General features: G+C 67.6%; 13 protein-coding genes, 1 pseudogene and 2 riboswitches. Of the genes and pseudogenes, 7 read left to right on the forward strand and 7 right to left on the reverse strand.

Annotation, left to right across the window (positions count from 1 at the left end; translation table 11 throughout):
• The 6 genes and pseudogenes from ACIQCN_RS09040 to gcvP form a co-directional block, all read right to left on the reverse strand.
• Positions 1-102 (reverse strand): annotated as a pseudogene (locus ACIQCN_RS09040) (lipoyl synthase); the annotation flags it as partial.
• A gap of 13 nt (positions 103-115) precedes the next feature.
• Entirely contained in the window at positions 116-1,531 is a 1,416-nt protein-coding gene (locus tag ACIQCN_RS09045; protein ID WP_400610525.1) for an L-serine ammonia-lyase, read from the reverse strand.
• A gap of 92 nt (positions 1,532-1,623) precedes the next feature.
• Positions 1,624-2,931, reverse strand: coding sequence for a serine hydroxymethyltransferase (gene glyA / locus ACIQCN_RS09050; protein ID WP_400610526.1), 1,308 nt, complete (start codon positions 2,929-2,931; stop codon positions 1,624-1,626).
• Positions 2,928-3,311: a glycine cleavage system protein GcvH gene (gene gcvH / locus ACIQCN_RS09055; RefSeq protein ID WP_400608478.1), complete on the reverse strand. Its 384-nt coding sequence runs from the start codon at positions 3,309-3,311 to the stop codon at positions 2,928-2,930. The genes glyA and gcvH overlap by 4 nt, the downstream gene beginning before the upstream one ends.
• A gap of 184 nt (positions 3,312-3,495) precedes the next feature.
• On the reverse strand, positions 3,496-4,629 hold the full coding sequence (gene gcvT, locus ACIQCN_RS09060) for a glycine cleavage system aminomethyltransferase GcvT (RefSeq protein ID WP_400610528.1): 1,134 nt from the start codon (positions 4,627-4,629) through the stop codon (positions 3,496-3,498).
• 13 nt (positions 4,630-4,642) lie between these two features.
• Positions 4,643-7,525, reverse strand: coding sequence for an aminomethyl-transferring glycine dehydrogenase (gene gcvP / locus ACIQCN_RS09065; protein WP_400610530.1), 2,883 nt, complete (start codon positions 7,523-7,525; stop codon positions 4,643-4,645).
• Positions 7,526-7,680: 155 nt separating this feature from the next.
• Positions 7,681-7,782, reverse strand: a riboswitch (glycine riboswitch).
• 242 nt (positions 7,783-8,024) lie between these two features.
• A riboswitch (glycine riboswitch) is annotated at positions 8,025-8,125 on the forward strand.
• Between the two features lie 145 nt (positions 8,126-8,270).
• Between gcvP and purU the strand changes: the two genes are divergently transcribed.
• The 3 genes from purU to ACIQCN_RS09080 all read left to right on the forward strand — a co-directional run bounded on the left by purU (position 8,271) and on the right by ACIQCN_RS09080 (position 10,871).
• A complete protein-coding gene (gene purU, locus ACIQCN_RS09070; RefSeq protein ID WP_400610532.1) occupies positions 8,271-9,185 on the forward strand; it encodes a formyltetrahydrofolate deformylase in 915 nt (304 codons plus the stop codon).
• 140 nt (positions 9,186-9,325) lie between these two features.
• The gene (locus ACIQCN_RS09075) at positions 9,326-10,138 is read left to right on the forward strand and encodes a hypothetical protein (RefSeq protein ID WP_400608470.1); all 813 of its coding nucleotides are present in this window, start codon (positions 9,326-9,328) and stop codon (positions 10,136-10,138) included.
• Positions 10,122-10,871 carry a LamB/YcsF family protein gene (locus ACIQCN_RS09080; protein WP_400610534.1) on the forward strand — a complete coding sequence of 250 codons (750 nt, stop codon included), beginning with the start codon at positions 10,122-10,124 and terminating at the stop codon, positions 10,869-10,871. Before ACIQCN_RS09075 ends, ACIQCN_RS09080 begins: the two co-directional genes overlap by 17 nt.
• A 31-nt stretch (positions 10,872-10,902) precedes the next feature.
• Here the strand turns inward: ACIQCN_RS09080 and ACIQCN_RS09085 are convergent, their stop codons facing one another.
• The gene (locus ACIQCN_RS09085; protein WP_400610536.1) at positions 10,903-12,249 is read right to left on the reverse strand and encodes a DUF445 domain-containing protein; all 1,347 of its coding nucleotides are present in this window, start codon (positions 12,247-12,249) and stop codon (positions 10,903-10,905) included.
• 49 nt (positions 12,250-12,298) lie between these two features.
• On the opposite strand from ACIQCN_RS09085, the gene ACIQCN_RS09090 reads away from it, so the two are divergent.
• Genes ACIQCN_RS09090 through ACIQCN_RS09105 form a run of 4 tightly spaced genes read left to right on the forward strand, consistent with a single transcriptional unit; the run spans position 12,299 to position 14,830 of the window.
• Positions 12,299-13,204 (forward strand): glycerophosphodiester phosphodiesterase, encoded by a 906-nt coding sequence (locus ACIQCN_RS09090; protein WP_400608464.1) that lies wholly within the window; start codon positions 12,299-12,301, stop codon positions 13,202-13,204.
• An 8-nt stretch (positions 13,205-13,212) separates the two neighbouring features.
• Positions 13,213-13,743 (forward strand): hypothetical protein, encoded by a 531-nt coding sequence (locus ACIQCN_RS09095; protein ID WP_400610538.1) that lies wholly within the window; start codon positions 13,213-13,215, stop codon positions 13,741-13,743.
• Entirely contained in the window at positions 13,740-14,522 is a 783-nt protein-coding gene (locus tag ACIQCN_RS09100) for an AzlC family ABC transporter permease (protein WP_400610540.1), read from the forward strand. Before ACIQCN_RS09095 ends, ACIQCN_RS09100 begins: the two co-directional genes overlap by 4 nt.
• Positions 14,519-14,830, forward strand: coding sequence for an AzlD domain-containing protein (locus tag ACIQCN_RS09105; protein WP_400608459.1), 312 nt, complete (start codon positions 14,519-14,521; stop codon positions 14,828-14,830). The genes ACIQCN_RS09100 and ACIQCN_RS09105 overlap by 4 nt, the downstream gene beginning before the upstream one ends.
• Positions 14,831-14,839: the final 9 nt, after the last annotated feature.

The following is a 14,839-nucleotide window of genomic DNA, read 5'->3' on the forward strand; positions in this document are numbered from 1 at the left end:
CTGGACCTTCGCCTTGATCCACTCCGGCTTCCGCTCCACCGGGACAGCCGCGTTACGCTGCTCAATCCGCAGCATCTTCCGGCCCTCAGGTGCCAGTGTCATCAGTACTCTTTCCTTAGCATTCCACGACGTTGACGGCGAGGCCGCCCATGGCCGTTTCCTTGTATTTGGAGGACATGTCCTTGCCCGTTTCGCGCATGGTCACAATGACCTCGTCGAGGGAAACGCGGTGCGTGCCGTCGCCCCACAGCGCCATCTTTGCGGCGTTGATGGCCTTGGCGGCAGCGATCGCGTTGCGTTCGATGCACGGGACCTGGACCAGGCCGCCGATCGGATCGCAGGTCAGGCCCAGGTTGTGCTCCATGGCGATTTCCGCGGCGTTTTCCACCTGCTGGGGCGTGCCGCCCATGACTTCGGCCAGGCCTGCGGCGGCCATTGACGACGCGGACCCGACCTCGCCTTGGCAGCCCACCTCGGCGCCCGAGATCGAGGCCTGTTCCTTGTAGAGCACCCCGATGGCGCCGGCAGTCAGCAGGAACTTGACCACGACGTCGTCGCGGTCTTCCTGCGTGGCCTTGTCCATGCCGGGCGCGTAGTGCAGCGCGTAGTACAGGACCGCGGGAATGATGCCGGCCGCGCCGTTGGTCGGTGCGGTCACCACCCGGCCGCCGGAGGCATTTTCCTCGTTGACGGCCAGCGCGATCAGGTTCACCCATTCCTGCCAGTACTTCGGGTCCCGGTCCTTGTCCTCCTTCAGGAGGCGTTCGTGCCAGTCGGGCGCACGACGGCGGACCTTCAGCCCGCCGGGCAGGAGTCCTTCGCGCTTCAGGCTGACTTCAACGCACTCCTCCATGACGGCCCAGATTTCCAGCAGTCCCTTGCGGATCTCCTCTTCGGACCGTGAGGCGCGCTCATTGACGAACATGATCTCGCCGATGGACAGGCCCTTGGACTGGCAGCGGCCCAGCAACTCCGCGGCGGTGCGGAACGGCAGGGGCAGTTCCTTCTTGGACTCGTCGAGTTCCTTGAGGGCCGCATCCTCTTCGCCCTCGCGGACAATGAAGCCGCCGCCCACGGAGAAGAATGTTGCCGTGTGCAGCACCTCGCCGGCAGCGTCCGTGACCGTGAACGTCATCCCGTTGGTGTGCCGGGGCAGGACCGTCAGCGGACGGAGCACCATGTCCGCCACCCCGTAAGGCAACGGAACCGCCGTCGCGCCGTCCACTGCGCCGGCCAGCTGGAGGGTTCCGGTCTCGGCGATTGCTGCGAGCCGGTCCTCCACCTCGTCCGGGAGGATCTTCTCCGGGTGGTAGCCCTCCAGGCCGAGCAGGACAGCGGTCATGGTGCCGTGTCCGTGCCCCGTCGCGGCCAGCGATCCGTAGAGGTCCACGCGCAGCCCCGCGACGTCGGGGAGCTTCCCGGATGCGGCGAGCTCCCCGGCGAATACCGCTCCGGCGCGCATCGGCCCCACAGTATGGGAGCTCGAAGGCCCGATCCCAATGGAAAAGAGATCAAAGACTCCAACGGCCATGACAGGTTCCTAACTAAAAGTTATGTGCCGAGATGGCAGTTCACACCAATGTTCTTCCGAATCATTGCCGTGAACTGCCATCTCGCGCGTGGTTAAAGCCCCGGGTACAGCGGGTGCGCAGCGGCGAGTGCCTCTACGCGGTGACGCAGGCCGGAAAGGTCAGCGCCGGCGTCGGCCGTCAATGCCTCGGCGATGATATCCGCAACCTCGGCGAAGGCAGCCTCGCCGAAGCCTCGGGTGGCCAGGGCCGGGGTGCCGATGCGGAGGCCGGAGGTGACCATCGGCGGGCGCGGGTCGAAGGGCACGGCGTTGCGGTTGACGGTGATGTCAATGGCAGCCAGGCGGTCCTCGGCCTGCTGGCCGTCGAGCTCGCAGTTGCGCAGGTCAACCAGGACCAGGTGCACATCCGTGCCGCCCGAGACCACGCTGATGCCCTTGGCGGCAACGTCTTCGCGGGTGAGGCGGTCGGCCAGGATGCGGGCACCAGCCAGGACGCGCTCCTGGCGCTCCTTGAACTCCGGCGAACCTGCGATCTTGAACGCCACGGCCTTGCCGGCGATGACGTGCTCCAGCGGGCCGCCCTGCTGGCCCGGGAACACTGCCGAGTTGATCTTCTTGGCGATGTCGGCGTCGTTCGAGAGGATGATGCCGCCGCGCGGACCGGCGAGGGTCTTGTGCGTGGTCGAGGTGGTGACGTGGGCGTGCGGCACCGGTGACGGGTGCAGCCCGGCGGCCACCAGGCCGGCGAAGTGCGCCATGTCCACCATCAGGTAGGCCCCCACGGAGTCGGCAATCCGGCGGAACTCGGCGAAGTCCAGCTGGCGTGCATAGGCGGACCAGCCGGCCACGATCAGCTGCGGCTTGTGCTCCTGTGCCAGGCGCTCCACCTCGGCCATGTCAATGGTGTGGGTGTCTTCGCGGACCTGGTAGGGGACCACGTTGTAGAGCTTGCCGGAGAAGTTGATCTTCATCCCGTGCGTCAGGTGGCCGCCGTGGGCCAGGTTCAGGCCCATGATGGTGTCGCCGGGCTTGATGAGCGCGTGCATCACGGAGGCGTTCGCCTGCGCGCCGGAGTGCGGCTGGACGTTGGCGTATTCCGCGCCGAACAGGGCCTTCACGCGGTCGATGGCCAGCTGCTCGATGACGTCGACGTGCTCGCAGCCACCGTAGTAGCGCTTGCCCGGGTAGCCCTCGGCGTACTTGTTGGTCAGCACCGAGCCCTGCGCCTGCATCACTGCCACGGCGGTGTGGTTCTCCGAGGCGATCATCTCCAGGCCGTCGCGCTGGCGGCCCAGCTCGGCGTCGATCTTTACTGCGATCTCCGGGTCCAGGGCGGACAGGTCTGCGTTCAGGCTCGGAGCGTCCACCTGCTGGAAAGCGGCGGTGGCGGGGGCGCTCACAGCTCGCCGCCGTTGGCTGCCGCGTATTCCTCAGCGGTCATGAGGGGGCCTTCTTCGGAGACGGCAACCTTGAAGAGCCAGCCTGCGCCGTAGGGGTCACTGTTGATGAGGGCGGGATCGGCCACGACGGCTTCGTTGATCTCGGTGATCTCACCGGTGACGGGGGCGTACAGGTCCGAGACGGACTTGGTGGATTCCACCTCGCCGCAGGTTTCGCCGGCGGTCACGGTGGAGCCGACCTCGGGCAGGTCCACGTACACGATGTCGCCCAAGGCCTCGGCGGCGACGGCGGAGATGCCGATACCGGCGGGGCCGTCGCCATCAACGGCAACCCACTCGTGCTCGGCGGAGTACTTCAGTTCAGCGGCAACTTTAGCCATGGTGTTACTTCCTTAAGTTCGTGTTTAAAAGTGAGAGAGCGTCGGGCCAGACAGCACATTAAGTGAGAGAGCGTCGGGCCAGGCAGCACATTAAGTGAGAGAGCGTCGGGGAGTGGCCTGCAGCCGGAAGCGGGCGCCTAAGGGAGCGTCGCGTCCGAGCACGCGGAGGATGTCGGCCACTCCTTTACTTCCGGCGCTTGTAGAACGGGAGGGCTACAACCTCGAAGGGTTCGGCCTTGCCGCGGAGATCGATGTCCAGGGCGGTGCCCACCTCGGAGTGTTCGACGTCGACATAGGCCATGGCGACCGGGTAGCCGAGGGTGGGGGAGGGCTGGCCGGAGGTCACCTCGCCCACGACGTTCCCGTCCTTCATCACGGGGTAGTGCGCACGGCCTGCCCGGCGGCCCAGGCCCTTGAGGCCCACGAGCCTGCGCCCGGTGGTGGAACCTGCGCCGGCTGCCTTCAGTTCGGCCAGGGCTGCCTTGCCCACGAAGTCGGACTCCTTGGCCAGGGACACGACCGGGCCCAGCCCTGCAGCGTAGGGGTTGCCTTCGCGGGAGAGTTCGTTGCCATAGAGCGGCATGCCGGCTTCGAGGCGGAGCGAGTCGCGGCTCGCGAGGCCAGCCGGAATAAGCCCCTGGTCCTTGCCCGTCTCGAGGAGTGCGTCCCAGAGGGCGGAGGCCTGGGCGTTGGGCACGTAAATCTCGAAGCCGTCTTCGCCGGTGTAGCCGGTGCGGGCCAGGAGCAGGTCCCGGACAGTGCCGTTGACGGCCATGCCTACCTCCACCGCTGCGTAGTACTTCAGCTCCGTCACCAGGCTGTGCTGGTCAGCGGGGACCAGGGTCAGCAGGATGGCTTCGGCGCTGGGGCCCTGCACCGCGATGAGCGACGTTTCGGCGGAGACGTCCTCCACCGTGACATCGAAGTTGGCGGCGCGCTCCGCCAGGGCCGCGGCCACAACGGCGGCGTTGCCGGCGTTGGGAACCACCAGGTACCTGTCCTCGGCGCGGCGGTAGGAGATCAGGTCATCAATGATGCCGCCGTCTTCCTGGCAGATCAGCGAGTATTTGGCCTTGCCCACGGCGACGGCGGAGAGCTTGCCGGCCAGGGCGTAGTCCAGGAATGCCGCGGCGTCCGGCCCGGTGACCCAGACTTCGCCCATGTGGGAGAGGTCGAACAGGCCGGCGGCGTTGCGCACGGCCCGGTGTTCGGCCAGCTCGGATTCGTACTTGAGGGGCATCTGCCAGCCGCCGAAGTCGGTGAACGAGGCGCCGGCCTTCTTGTGCTCGTCGTAGAGCGCAGTGAATTTCTCGGTCATTGGAACTGGTCCTTTAGTTGTTGGAGCCTGCCGCGGTGTCCTCGAACTCCTCGAGGGGCGGGCAGGAGCAGATGAGGTTGCGGTCGCCGGCTGCACCGTCGATGCGTCCCACAGGCGGGAAGTACTTGTCCTGCTTCAGGGACGGAAGCGGGAACGCGGCCTGCTCGCGGGGGTAGCTGCGGTCCCAGCCGGTGTTGACCACGGCGGCAGCGGTGTGGGGTGCGTTCCGAAGCGGGGAGCCGGCCAGGGTGAAGTCGCCGTTGGCAACCTGCTCGATCTCGGCGTGGATGCTGATCATCGCGTTGATGAAGCGGTCGATTTCGCCCAGGTCCTCGGACTCGGTGGGCTCCACCATCAGGGTTCCGGCCACCGGGAAGGCAAGGGTGGGAGCGTGGAAGCCGTAGTCGATGAGGCGCTTGGCCACGTCCTCGGCGGTGACGCCGGTGCGGGCCGTCAGTTCACGCAGGTCCAGGATGCACTCGTGCGCAACGAGTCCGCCTTCGCCGGTGTACAGGACGGGGAAGAAGCCGTTCAGGCGGGCTGCGACGTAGTTCGCGGCCAGCAGTGCGGACTTCGTGGCCTCGGTCAGGCCGGCGCCGCCCATGAGCTTGACGTAGGCCCAGGAGATGGGCAGGACGCCGGCAGAGCCATAGCGGGACGCGGAGATCGCCACGCCGTGGCCTTCCGCTGCGTTTTCGGAAGAAGCGCTGTTGGCGTCACCGGGCATGAAGGGGGCCAGGTGTGCCTTGGCTGCGACCGGCCCGACGCCGGGTCCGCCGCCGCCGTGGGGGATGCAGAAGGTCTTGTGCAGGTTCAGGTGCGAGACGTCGCCGCCGAACTTGCCCGGCTGCGCCAGGCCCACCAGGGCGTTCAGGTTGGCGCCGTCGACGTACACCTGGCCGCCGGCAGCGTGGACGGCGTCGCAGACGTCGCGGACGTCGCCGTCGTACACGCCATGGGTGGACGGGTAGGTGATCATGATGCAGGACAGGACGTCCTTGTTGGCCTCGATCTTCGCGGTCAGGTCTGCGTGGTCGATGGTGCCGTCAGATGCGGTGGCAACCACGACGACCTTCATGCCTGCCAGGACCGCGGAGGCGGCGTTGGTGCCGTGCGCGGAAGCGGGGATGAGGCAGACCGTGCGCTGTTCGTCGCCGCGGGACAGGTGGTAGCCGCGGATGGCCAGCAGGCCGGCGAGCTCGCCCTGGGATCCGGCGTTCGGCTGGATGGACACCTGGTCGTAGCCGGTGACTTCGGCGAGGTCGGCTTCCAGGCCCTCGATCAGTTCACGCCAGCCGGCGGTCTGGGACTCCGGTGCGAACGGGTGGATCGAAGCGAATTCCGGCCAGGAGATGGCTTCCATCTCGGCGGTGGCGTTGAGCTTCATGGTGCACGAACCCAGCGGGATCATGGTGCGGTCCAGTGCCAGGTCACGGTCCGAGAGCCTGCGGATGTAGCGGAGCAGCTGCGTCTCCGAGCGGTGGGTGTTGAACACAGGGTGCGTCAGGTAACCCGAGGTGCGGACGACGGCGGAGGGCAGCTCGAACCCGGACGCGTCGCCTACGGGGCCGGCGCCAAAGGCGACGGCGACGGCGGAGAGGGTTGCCGCCGTCGTGGTTTCATCCACGGAGACACCCACGGTGTCCTCGTCGACGAAGCGGAGGTTGATGCCGCGCGCTTCCGCGGCGGTGATGACCTTGCCGGCATTGCCCGGGACGCGGACGGTCAGGGTGTCGAAGAAGGAGCCGGACACGAGCTCGCGGCCTGCGGCTTCCAGCGTGGCGGCCAGGAGGCGGGCGTTGTTGTGGACGTTCTCGGCGATGGCCTTCAACCCGTCCGGGCCGTGGTAGACGGCGTAGAAGGAGGAAACGATGGCCAGCAGCGCCTGCGCGGTGCAGATGTTGGAGGTGGCCTTCTCACGGCGGATGTGCTGCTCGCGGGTCTGGAGCGCCAGACGGTAGGCGGGGGCGCCGGCGTCGTCCTTGGACACGCCCACCAGGCGGCCCGGGAGGGAGCGTTCCAGGCCTTTCTGGACGGCCATGTAGGCGGCGTGGGGGCCGCCGAAGAACAGCGGGACGCCAAAGCGCTGGGTGGAACCGACGGCGATGTCGGCACCCTGCTCACCCGGAGGGGTGATCAGGGTCAGTGCCAGCAGGTCGGCCGCGACGGTGACCAGGGCGCCCCGGGATTTTGCCTCGGCGATGACGCCTGCCTGGTCCCACACCCGTCCGGAAACACCGGGCTGCTGCAGAACGATGCCGTTAATGGGGCCTTCGGGCAGGCCGGCGGAGAGGTCGGCGACTTCCACCTCGAAGCCGAGGGCCTCGGCGCGGCCCTTGACGATGGCGATGGTCTGGGGCAGGACGTCAGCGTCAAGGACCGTCTTGCCGTCCTTGGCATCCTTGTTCTTGTTGGCCCTGCGCATCAGCAGCACGGCTTCGGCCACGGCGGTGGCTTCATCCAGCAGGGAAGCGTTGGCGATGGGCAGGCCAACCAGGTCCTGGACCATGGTCTGGAAGTTCAGCAGGGCCTCGAGGCGGCCCTGTGAGATTTCCGGCTGGTACGGCGTGTACGCGGTGTACCAGGCCGGCGCTTCCAGGATGTTGCGGCGGATCACGGCCGGCGTGATGGTGTCGTAGTAACCCTGGCCGATCATCTGCACGGCAGTCTTGTTCTTGGCGGCCAACCGGCGCAGTTCGGCCAGCACCTCAACCTCGCTGAGGGCGTCCTGCAGGCGAAGGGCAGTCTCCTGGCGGATGGACGCAGGAACCGCCACGTCAACAAGGCCGTCCACGGAGTCGTAGCCAACGGTCTTGAGCATGGTGTCGATGTCGGCCTGGCGGCGCGCGCCGATATGCCGGTCAACGAACGTTGATTGAAGGGACTGAATCGTCATGAGGAACTCCAGGTCTGGCCTGCCATGGGGGTGGCACGGTATACGGTGGGCTCCTCCCCGCTCTGTATTGGACCTGAGAGATTCCGCAAGACCATGAAGATCCGCTTGCACCGTCGGTGAGCCTGGCGCTACGCCTGGCTGCTTTCCAGAGTTGCCTCGCCGCGACGGTACATGGGCCTGAGAGATTCCTGGGGAGGATTTGCTCCTACGGCGCCTGCCCGGATGTCGGTCCGGGAGAACTCTCCCGCCGCAGCTCGAAAGGCATATTAAAATGTGGGTGATTCGGCTCACAAGGTACACGACAATGCGTCCCGAGGCAAATCCGCGCCCCTCCATCCGGCGGGAAGGCGGTGGTCCTGGACGCTCCTGCTGCAGCAGTCAGCGGGACGTTTGACATTCCCGGCCGGCCGGCAACACACTGGTTCCGGATCGTGCGGCATGGACCGGGGCGGCCGTCAAGGCAGCCTGGCTTTATCCCCACGACAACCGACAAAGCCTTTGACCTGCGGCGGGAGAGACCTGCCCCGGTACATCCAGCAGGCGCCGTAGGAGCAAGTCCTCCCCAGGAAACTCTCAGGCACCCCGTACCGCCGCGGCGAGGCAACTCTGAAAAGCAGCCGGACTCCGGCTCACCGACGGTGCAAGCGGATCTTCATGGTCTTGCGGAAACTCTCAGGTCTATACAGAGCGGGGAGGAACCGAATCCCTGCGGCGCCCCGGCGTTGCTCGAACGATGGAGTTCCACGTGACCGTTCCTCCCTCCCCGTCCGCCCGCGCGGCAGGCCGGCGCAACGAGCCCCCGCGCCCTGGCGCAGACGGTTTCGTCCTCACGTTCCAGTGCCCCGACTCGCTTGGCATCGTCCAGGCCGTGGCCGGGTTCCTGCTCACGCAGGAGTGCTACATCCTGGACATCAAGCAATTCGGGGACCATGCCGGCGGCCAGTTCTTCATGCGGGTGCACTTCAGCGCTCCGGACGGCGGGGAAGTGGACCGGCTCCGCGAAGATTTTGCGCCAGTGGCCGCCGAGTGGCGGATGGAGTGGCAGCTGGAGCGGCATGGCCGCAGGCAGCCCATCCTGGTGATGGTGTCCAAGTATGACCATTGCCTCCGCGACCTGCTGTTCCGGGCACAAAACGGCGAACTTCCCGTGGAGATCGTGGCTGTCGTGTCCAATCATCCGGACCTGTCCGGCCTGGTGGACTGGCACGGCGTCCCGTTCCACCACATTCCGGTCACCCCGGAGACCAAGCCCGACGCCGAAGCGCAGCTTTTGGCGCTCGTGGACAGCTACGGGGCGGAGCTGGTGGTCCTGGCCCGCTACATGCAGGTCCTCAGCGACGCTGCCACGGAGCGGCTTAGCGGGAAGGCCATCAACATCCACCACTCCTTCCTGCCGAGCTTCAAGGGCGCCAGGCCCTACCACCAGGCCTACGAGCGCGGGGTCAAGACCGTCGGTGCCACCGCCCACTACGTCAACTCAGAACTGGACGAGGGGCCCATCATCTCGCAGCAGGTCATCGAAGTGGACCACGCCTACGGACCGGCGGACCTGGTCACTGTCGGCAAGGATGCCGAGTGCAAGGCGCTGACCAACGCGGTCCGCTGGCACGCCGAAGGACGCATCCTGCTCTCGGGAAACCGCACGGTCATCCTGCGATGACTGCAACTGCTGCGGTGCCTGCGCGCGCCGCAGCAGGCCGGCGGTCCGCGACAGCAAACCTTAAGCATGCTTAGTATTGCCCGTAGGATGGGGGAAAACGCGGCAGCTGCTGCTGCCGCCGGACGCGAACGAAGGTGACCATGGCCAAGCGCAGCAATCCAGCATTCCGAATCGCCCAGGAAACCGCGCACAACGCGGTGTTCGACGCAGACGGCAAGCCCAAACCCGGCGTCCATAACCTGCTCCTCCGCGCGGTGGAGATCCAGCGCCCGCTGGTCGTGGCGTACATCAAGAGGCTCCAGCGAAAGCACCCCCGCGCCACTGCGGCGCAGCTGGCTGACTTCCTGGAGCGCGACTACCTGCGTGCCGTGACAGGCGGGGGTGCCGTGGTAGGTGCCACCGCCGTCGTCCCCGGGGTGGGAACCGTAGCGTCCCTGGGGCTTTCCGCGGCCGCAACCGTGGGGTTCCTGGAGGCCACGGCGCTGTATGCCACCTCGCTGGCCGAACTGCACGGCATTCGGATGACCAATCCGGAGAAAGCCAGCACCATGGTCATGGCGATCATGCTCGGCGAGGAAGGCACCACCCTGCTCGGCACCCTCAGCGGGCAGGCCGCCAGCAACGGCGTGGGTGCAACCAAGGCCTGGGGAAATGTCCTCTCCAAGGCGATGCCGGGTTCCGGATGGGGAGCTGTGCGGAACCGCATCCAGAAGGCTTTCCTGAAGAACCTGCTCAAGCGGCAGGGCACAGCGATGTTCGGCCGCGCCCTGCCCTTCGGCATCGGTGCGGTGGTGGGCGGAGCGGGTAACCTCGTGATGGGCCGTGCGGTGGTGGCCAATGCCAAAGAGGCGTTTGGTCCCATGCCGGACACCATTCCCGGGGAGCTCACGGCCGCCGCCGCAGCTCCGGACAACCCCGCGCTGGAAGGCGACACCTTTGGATCTCAACGCTGACCTCGGCGAATCATTCGGCTCCTGGAACATGGGGGACGACGCCTCCATGTTCCGCCTCGTCACAAGCGCGAACGTGGCCTGCGGCTTCCATGCCGGTGATCCTGTCACCATGCTGGACAGCTGCCGTGCCGCCTACGAACTCGATGTCACCGTGGGCGCGCACGTTGGCTACCGTGACCTTGCGGGGCTCGGCCGCCGCTCCCTGGACATGAGTTTCGATGAGCTGTTCGGCGACGTGCTCTACCAGCTGGGCGCGCTGGACGGGGTGGCGCACGCCGTGGGCGCCTCCGTGGACTATGTGAAGCCGCACGGTGCGCTGTACAACCGGATCGTTGCCGATCCCGACCAGGCCTCGGCAGTGGTGGCCGCCGTCAACGCCTACGATCCCGGCCTGCCCATCCTTGGCCTGCCGGGGTCCGAACTTCTCAACCAGGCCAGGGACGCCGGGCACCCCGTGTTCGCGGAGGCTTTCGTGGACCGCGGCTACCTCCCGGACGGCAGCCTGGTGCCGCGCTCCCGGGAAGGGGCGGTACTGCACGACGTCGATGCGATCGTCGAGCGGGCCGTGCGCCTTGCGACCAAGGGCGAGGTAGTGGCCGTCGATGGCACGCTGGTCCAGGTGCGGCCTGACTCACTGTGCATCCACGGGGACACCCCCGGTGCCGTGGAGATGGCGGAACGCGTCCGGGCCGGCCTGGAAGCCGCCGGCGTGGAGCTGGAGTCCTTCGCCTGACCTCTACGCCGCGTTGCTTTAAGAAGCCGGGTCAGCCGAAGATCAGGTGCGCCACGGAGAAGATCGCCAGCCCCGCCAGCGAGCCCACGACGGTGCCGTTGATCCGGATGTACTGCAGGTCCCTGCCCACCTGCAACTCGATCTTCCGGGAGGTCTCTTCGGCATCCCAGCGGGCCACGGTGTCCGTGATGACGCCGGCGATGTCGGAGCGGTAGGTCCGTACCAGGTACCCCGCAGCGTCGCCGATCCAGGCGTTGACCTTGCCGGCCAGCTCCGGATCGTTCACCAGCCGCGACCCGAAGTCCCGCACCGCCGCCTTGAACTTGATGGTCAGGTCGCTGTCGGGATCGTCCACGGCCCCCAGAAGGGCGTTCTTCACGGTGTCCCAGGTGCGCGATGCCAGCTCCCGCACCTCAGGGTCGCCCAGCACCTGTGCCTTGATGCCTTCTGCCCGGGCAATCATGGCCGGATCGTGCTGCAGGTCCCGGGCCAGGTCGTTGAGGTACTTGTCGATCTGCATGCGCACCTGGTGGTTGGGGTCGGCCTGCACCGCCTTGACGAACTTCAGGATCTCCACGTACACCTTGTCGCCCACCAGTCCGTCCACGAACTGCGGAACCCAGGTGGGGGAGCGGTCCGAGACCAGCCGGGAGACGGTTACGTGGTTGTCGTCCACCCAGTCCGCGGCGCGGTCCACCAGCAGGTCAACCAGGGCGTGATGGTGCCCGTCATGGAAGATACGCTCGGCAAGCCGTCCCACGGGCGGTCCCCACGGCGGAGCCAGCAGATGCTTGCGCACCATGCCCTCGATCACCGCCTGGACGTCGTCGTCATTCAGGACCTTGAAGGCGCCGCGGATGACGGCGGCGCCTTCCTTGGCCACCCGGTCAGCCCCGGCCGGGGTGGCCAGCCATTCCCCGGCACGGCGGGCAATGTTGACGCTGGCGAGCTTCTCCTGCACCACCTGCTCCGAGAGGAAGTTGGTTTCCACGAACTCGCCGAGCGAGGCGCCGATCTGGTCCTTGCGGCGCGGAATGATGGCGGTGTGCGGAATTTTGATGCCCAGGGGGTACTTGAACAGTGCTGTGACCGCGAACCAGTCCGCCAGCGCACCGACCATGCCGCCCTCCGCCGCGGCCCGCACGTACTGCAGCCACGGATACTCCTTCTGCAGCGCAAACGCCACCACGAAGACCACGGCCATGGCGATCAGCAGCGCCAGGGCCAGAGCCTTCATTTTCCGCAGCGCTGCCGCCTTTTCGGCGTCCGCTTCCGTGAGCTGGTGGCGTACGGCGGCGCCACCGCGGGTGCGCGGGGTCGCCTTCGGTGCGGGGCCGGCCGGGTCCGGGCGGGTAGTTGGCTCAGAGTTCACCTGCATGTGCCCAGCCTAGTCCCGCACGCCCGGCCCGGTCCGCTAGCGTGGCACCATGACAGTTGACGGCCCAGGCCCACACCGGCCGCTGGTCTTTGCCCACCGCGGCTCGAGTGCGGCGTTCGCCGAACACACGCGGGCCGCCTACCTGCAGGCGCTGGCGGACGGCGCGGACGGCGTGGAGTGCGACGTCCACCTCACCCGGGACCAGCACGTTGTCCTGCTGCATGACGCCAACCTGGACCGGACCTCGGACGGCACCGGCCCTGTCGCCGAGCGGACGCTCCAGGAACTGCACCACCTGGACTTCTCCTCCTGGAAGGGCGCCCGGATCCCGGAAGCCTTCGGGGCGCGGTCCGAGCAGTTCCTGACCCTGCCGGACCTGCTGGACCTCCTTCGCGAGGCCGGACGGCCGGTGCGGCTGGCCATCGAACTGAAGCACCCCAGCCCTTATCAGCTGAAGCTGGAGGACCGGGTCCTGGAGGTGCTCCGCGCCGAGGGGTTTGACCCGGAAAACTCCACGCTGGACAACGTGGATGTGACGTTCATGAGCTTCAGCCCCGAATCGGTCCGCCACCTGCTGGAAACCGTACCCGCGCCCTACGTCTGCCAGCTGGTGGACGACATCGACATCCACGAGATCCGGGGCGGCCTGGGACTGGGCCCCATCACCGGCAGCGCGGTTGCCAACCTGATGAAGGCCACCCAGCTGGAGGCCGAACGGATCCTGGATGCCGGCACCGCCGGACTGGCCGGACCCGGCATCGACTACGTGCGCGAGCATCCGGAAACCATCCGGCGCTGGCACGACGCCGGGCGGCGGTTCCGGGTGTGGACCGTGGATAAGCCGGAGGACGTGGCGCTGTGCCGGGAGGCGGGCATCCACGAGATCACCACGAACGTCCCCGCGCTGGTACTGGACCAGCTCCGGGTTACGAGCGGCGGCGGTTGCTGTGATTGAGTTGGGGCATGTTGTTTCCGCGGTCCCGAAGGGCGCCCCGTAGCCTTCCGGGGGATGCCGGGAACCTCTCCGCCGCTGCCATGGGTGCATTGCTCCTGGCCAGCGCCTGGCACCACTTCCGGAACCCCCGCTTCTACCGCCAGGTGGTCCCGCGCTTCCTGTGCCGCGAAGATGCGCCCTCTACCCGGAAAACCGCCGCAGCAGCGCACGACGACGGCGCGCACCACAGCGACGGCCGGCCTCTCGCGGTGCTCACCAGGGATGAATGGATTGCGGTGAGCGGCCTGCTCGAGTTCGCCGCCGCCGTCGGAATCCTCCTCCCGTCGACACGGAAGTCGACGGCCACCGCGCTTACCGTGATGTTCACCGCGTTCATGGCGGGGCACATCGATGCACTGCTTCGGGCCTATGGTCCCCGGGGAACGCCGCTGCAGCGGGGGATCCACACCCTGCGCCTTCCCCTGCAGGCGCCGCTGGTTGCCTGGGCCTGGAGCCTGCGCAAGCCGGGCGGCGCGCGGCTCGGCGGAGGCCGCCCGTGAAAAAGTTGCTGGCGTCCCAGGCCGTCCGCGTGGGCATCTCGATCAGCATCGCCACCGGGCTGTACGGGGTGTCCTTCGGGGCGCTGTCCGTCACCTCGGGGCTCGACTTCTGGCAGACAATGGCGCTGAGCGTCCTGCTGTTCAGCGGTGGCTCGCAGTTCGCGTTTATCGGCGTGGTGGCCGGCGGCGGTTCGGGCATCGCCGCGATGAGCGCCGCTACGCTCCTGGGCATGCGCAACGGGATCTACGGCATGCAGCTCAACGCACTGTTCCGGCCATCCGGCTGGCGCAGGTACGTTGGTGCGCAGCTCACCATCGACGAGTCCACCGCAACCGCCACCGGCCAGGCGGATCCCCTGGAACAGCGGCGTGGATTCTGGACGGCGGGCATCGGCATTTACGTGCTGTGGAACCTCTTCACCGCTGTTGGCGCGCTTGCCGGGAGCGGGCTGGGGGACCCCAAGCAGTGGGGGCTGGACGGGGCCGCTGTCGCAGCTTTCCTTGCCCTGCTGTGGCCGCGGCTCAAGGGCCGCGAACCCGTCGCCATCGCGGCGGCGTGCGCCGTGGCCACCGTTCTTGCCGTGCCGTTCGTCCCGGCCGGCGTGCCCATCCTGGTGGCCGCCCTGGTGGCGGCGGTGGCCGGCTGGTTCAGCCACGGCCGCAGTGACGAAGGGCTCGAGCCGGACGTTGAACCGTATTCGGACCACGGCCGCCACTCCGGGACCGCACCCATCGCCGGCAGCCCCCAGGCCGGGCACCTCTCCGGAGGGGACGCATGAGCCTGTGGATCTGGCTGCTCGTTGCCTGTGCGCTCGCCTACGCCTGGAAGCTGGTGGGGTATCTGGTGCCGGCCAGGCTCCTGGAGAATCCCCGGACGTCCCGCATTGCCGGCACCATGACCATCGGCCTGCTGGCTTCCCTCACCGTCGTGAACGCCGTGGCGTCCGGGCAGCAGCTCGCAGCCGACGCCCGCCTTGGCGCCCTGGCGGCAGCCGCCGTCGCCCTCGCGTTCCGGGCCCCGTTCCTGGTGGTGGTGATCGCCGGAGCCGGAACCGCGGCCCTCCTGCGCCTGTTGGGCTGGAACTAGGGACGCCGG

The sequence above is a fragment of the Pseudarthrobacter sp. NPDC092424 genome (assembly GCF_044754925.1).
Classification (GTDB): domain Bacteria; phylum Actinomycetota; class Actinomycetes; order Actinomycetales; family Micrococcaceae; genus Arthrobacter.

Bases quoted from the DNA above. Each gene is read 5' to 3' on its own strand.
- ACIQCN_RS09090 (WP_400608464.1), top strand. From the start codon at position 12,299: ATGACAGTTGACGGCCCAGGCCCACACCGGCCGCTGGTCTTTGCCCAC.
- ACIQCN_RS09075 (WP_400608470.1), top strand. From the start codon at position 9,326: ATGGCCAAGCGCAGCAATCCAGCATTCCGAATCGCCCAGGAAACCGCG.
- ACIQCN_RS09105 (WP_400608459.1), top strand. From the start codon at position 14,519: ATGAGCCTGTGGATCTGGCTGCTCGTTGCCTGTGCGCTCGCCTACGCC.
- ACIQCN_RS09085 (WP_400610536.1), bottom strand. From the start codon at position 12,249: ATGCAGGTGAACTCTGAGCCAACTACCCGCCCGGACCCGGCCGGCCCC.
- gcvP (WP_400610530.1), bottom strand. From the start codon at position 7,525: ATGACGATTCAGTCCCTTCAATCAACGTTCGTTGACCGGCATATCGGC.
- ACIQCN_RS09095 (WP_400610538.1), top strand. From the start codon at position 13,213: ATGTTGTTTCCGCGGTCCCGAAGGGCGCCCCGTAGCCTTCCGGGGGAT.
- gcvT (WP_400610528.1), bottom strand. From the start codon at position 4,629: ATGACCGAGAAATTCACTGCGCTCTACGACGAGCACAAGAAGGCCGGC.
- gcvH (WP_400608478.1), bottom strand. From the start codon at position 3,311: ATGGCTAAAGTTGCCGCTGAACTGAAGTACTCCGCCGAGCACGAGTGG.
- ACIQCN_RS09045 (WP_400610525.1), bottom strand. From the start codon at position 1,531: ATGGCCGTTGGAGTCTTTGATCTCTTTTCCATTGGGATCGGGCCTTCG.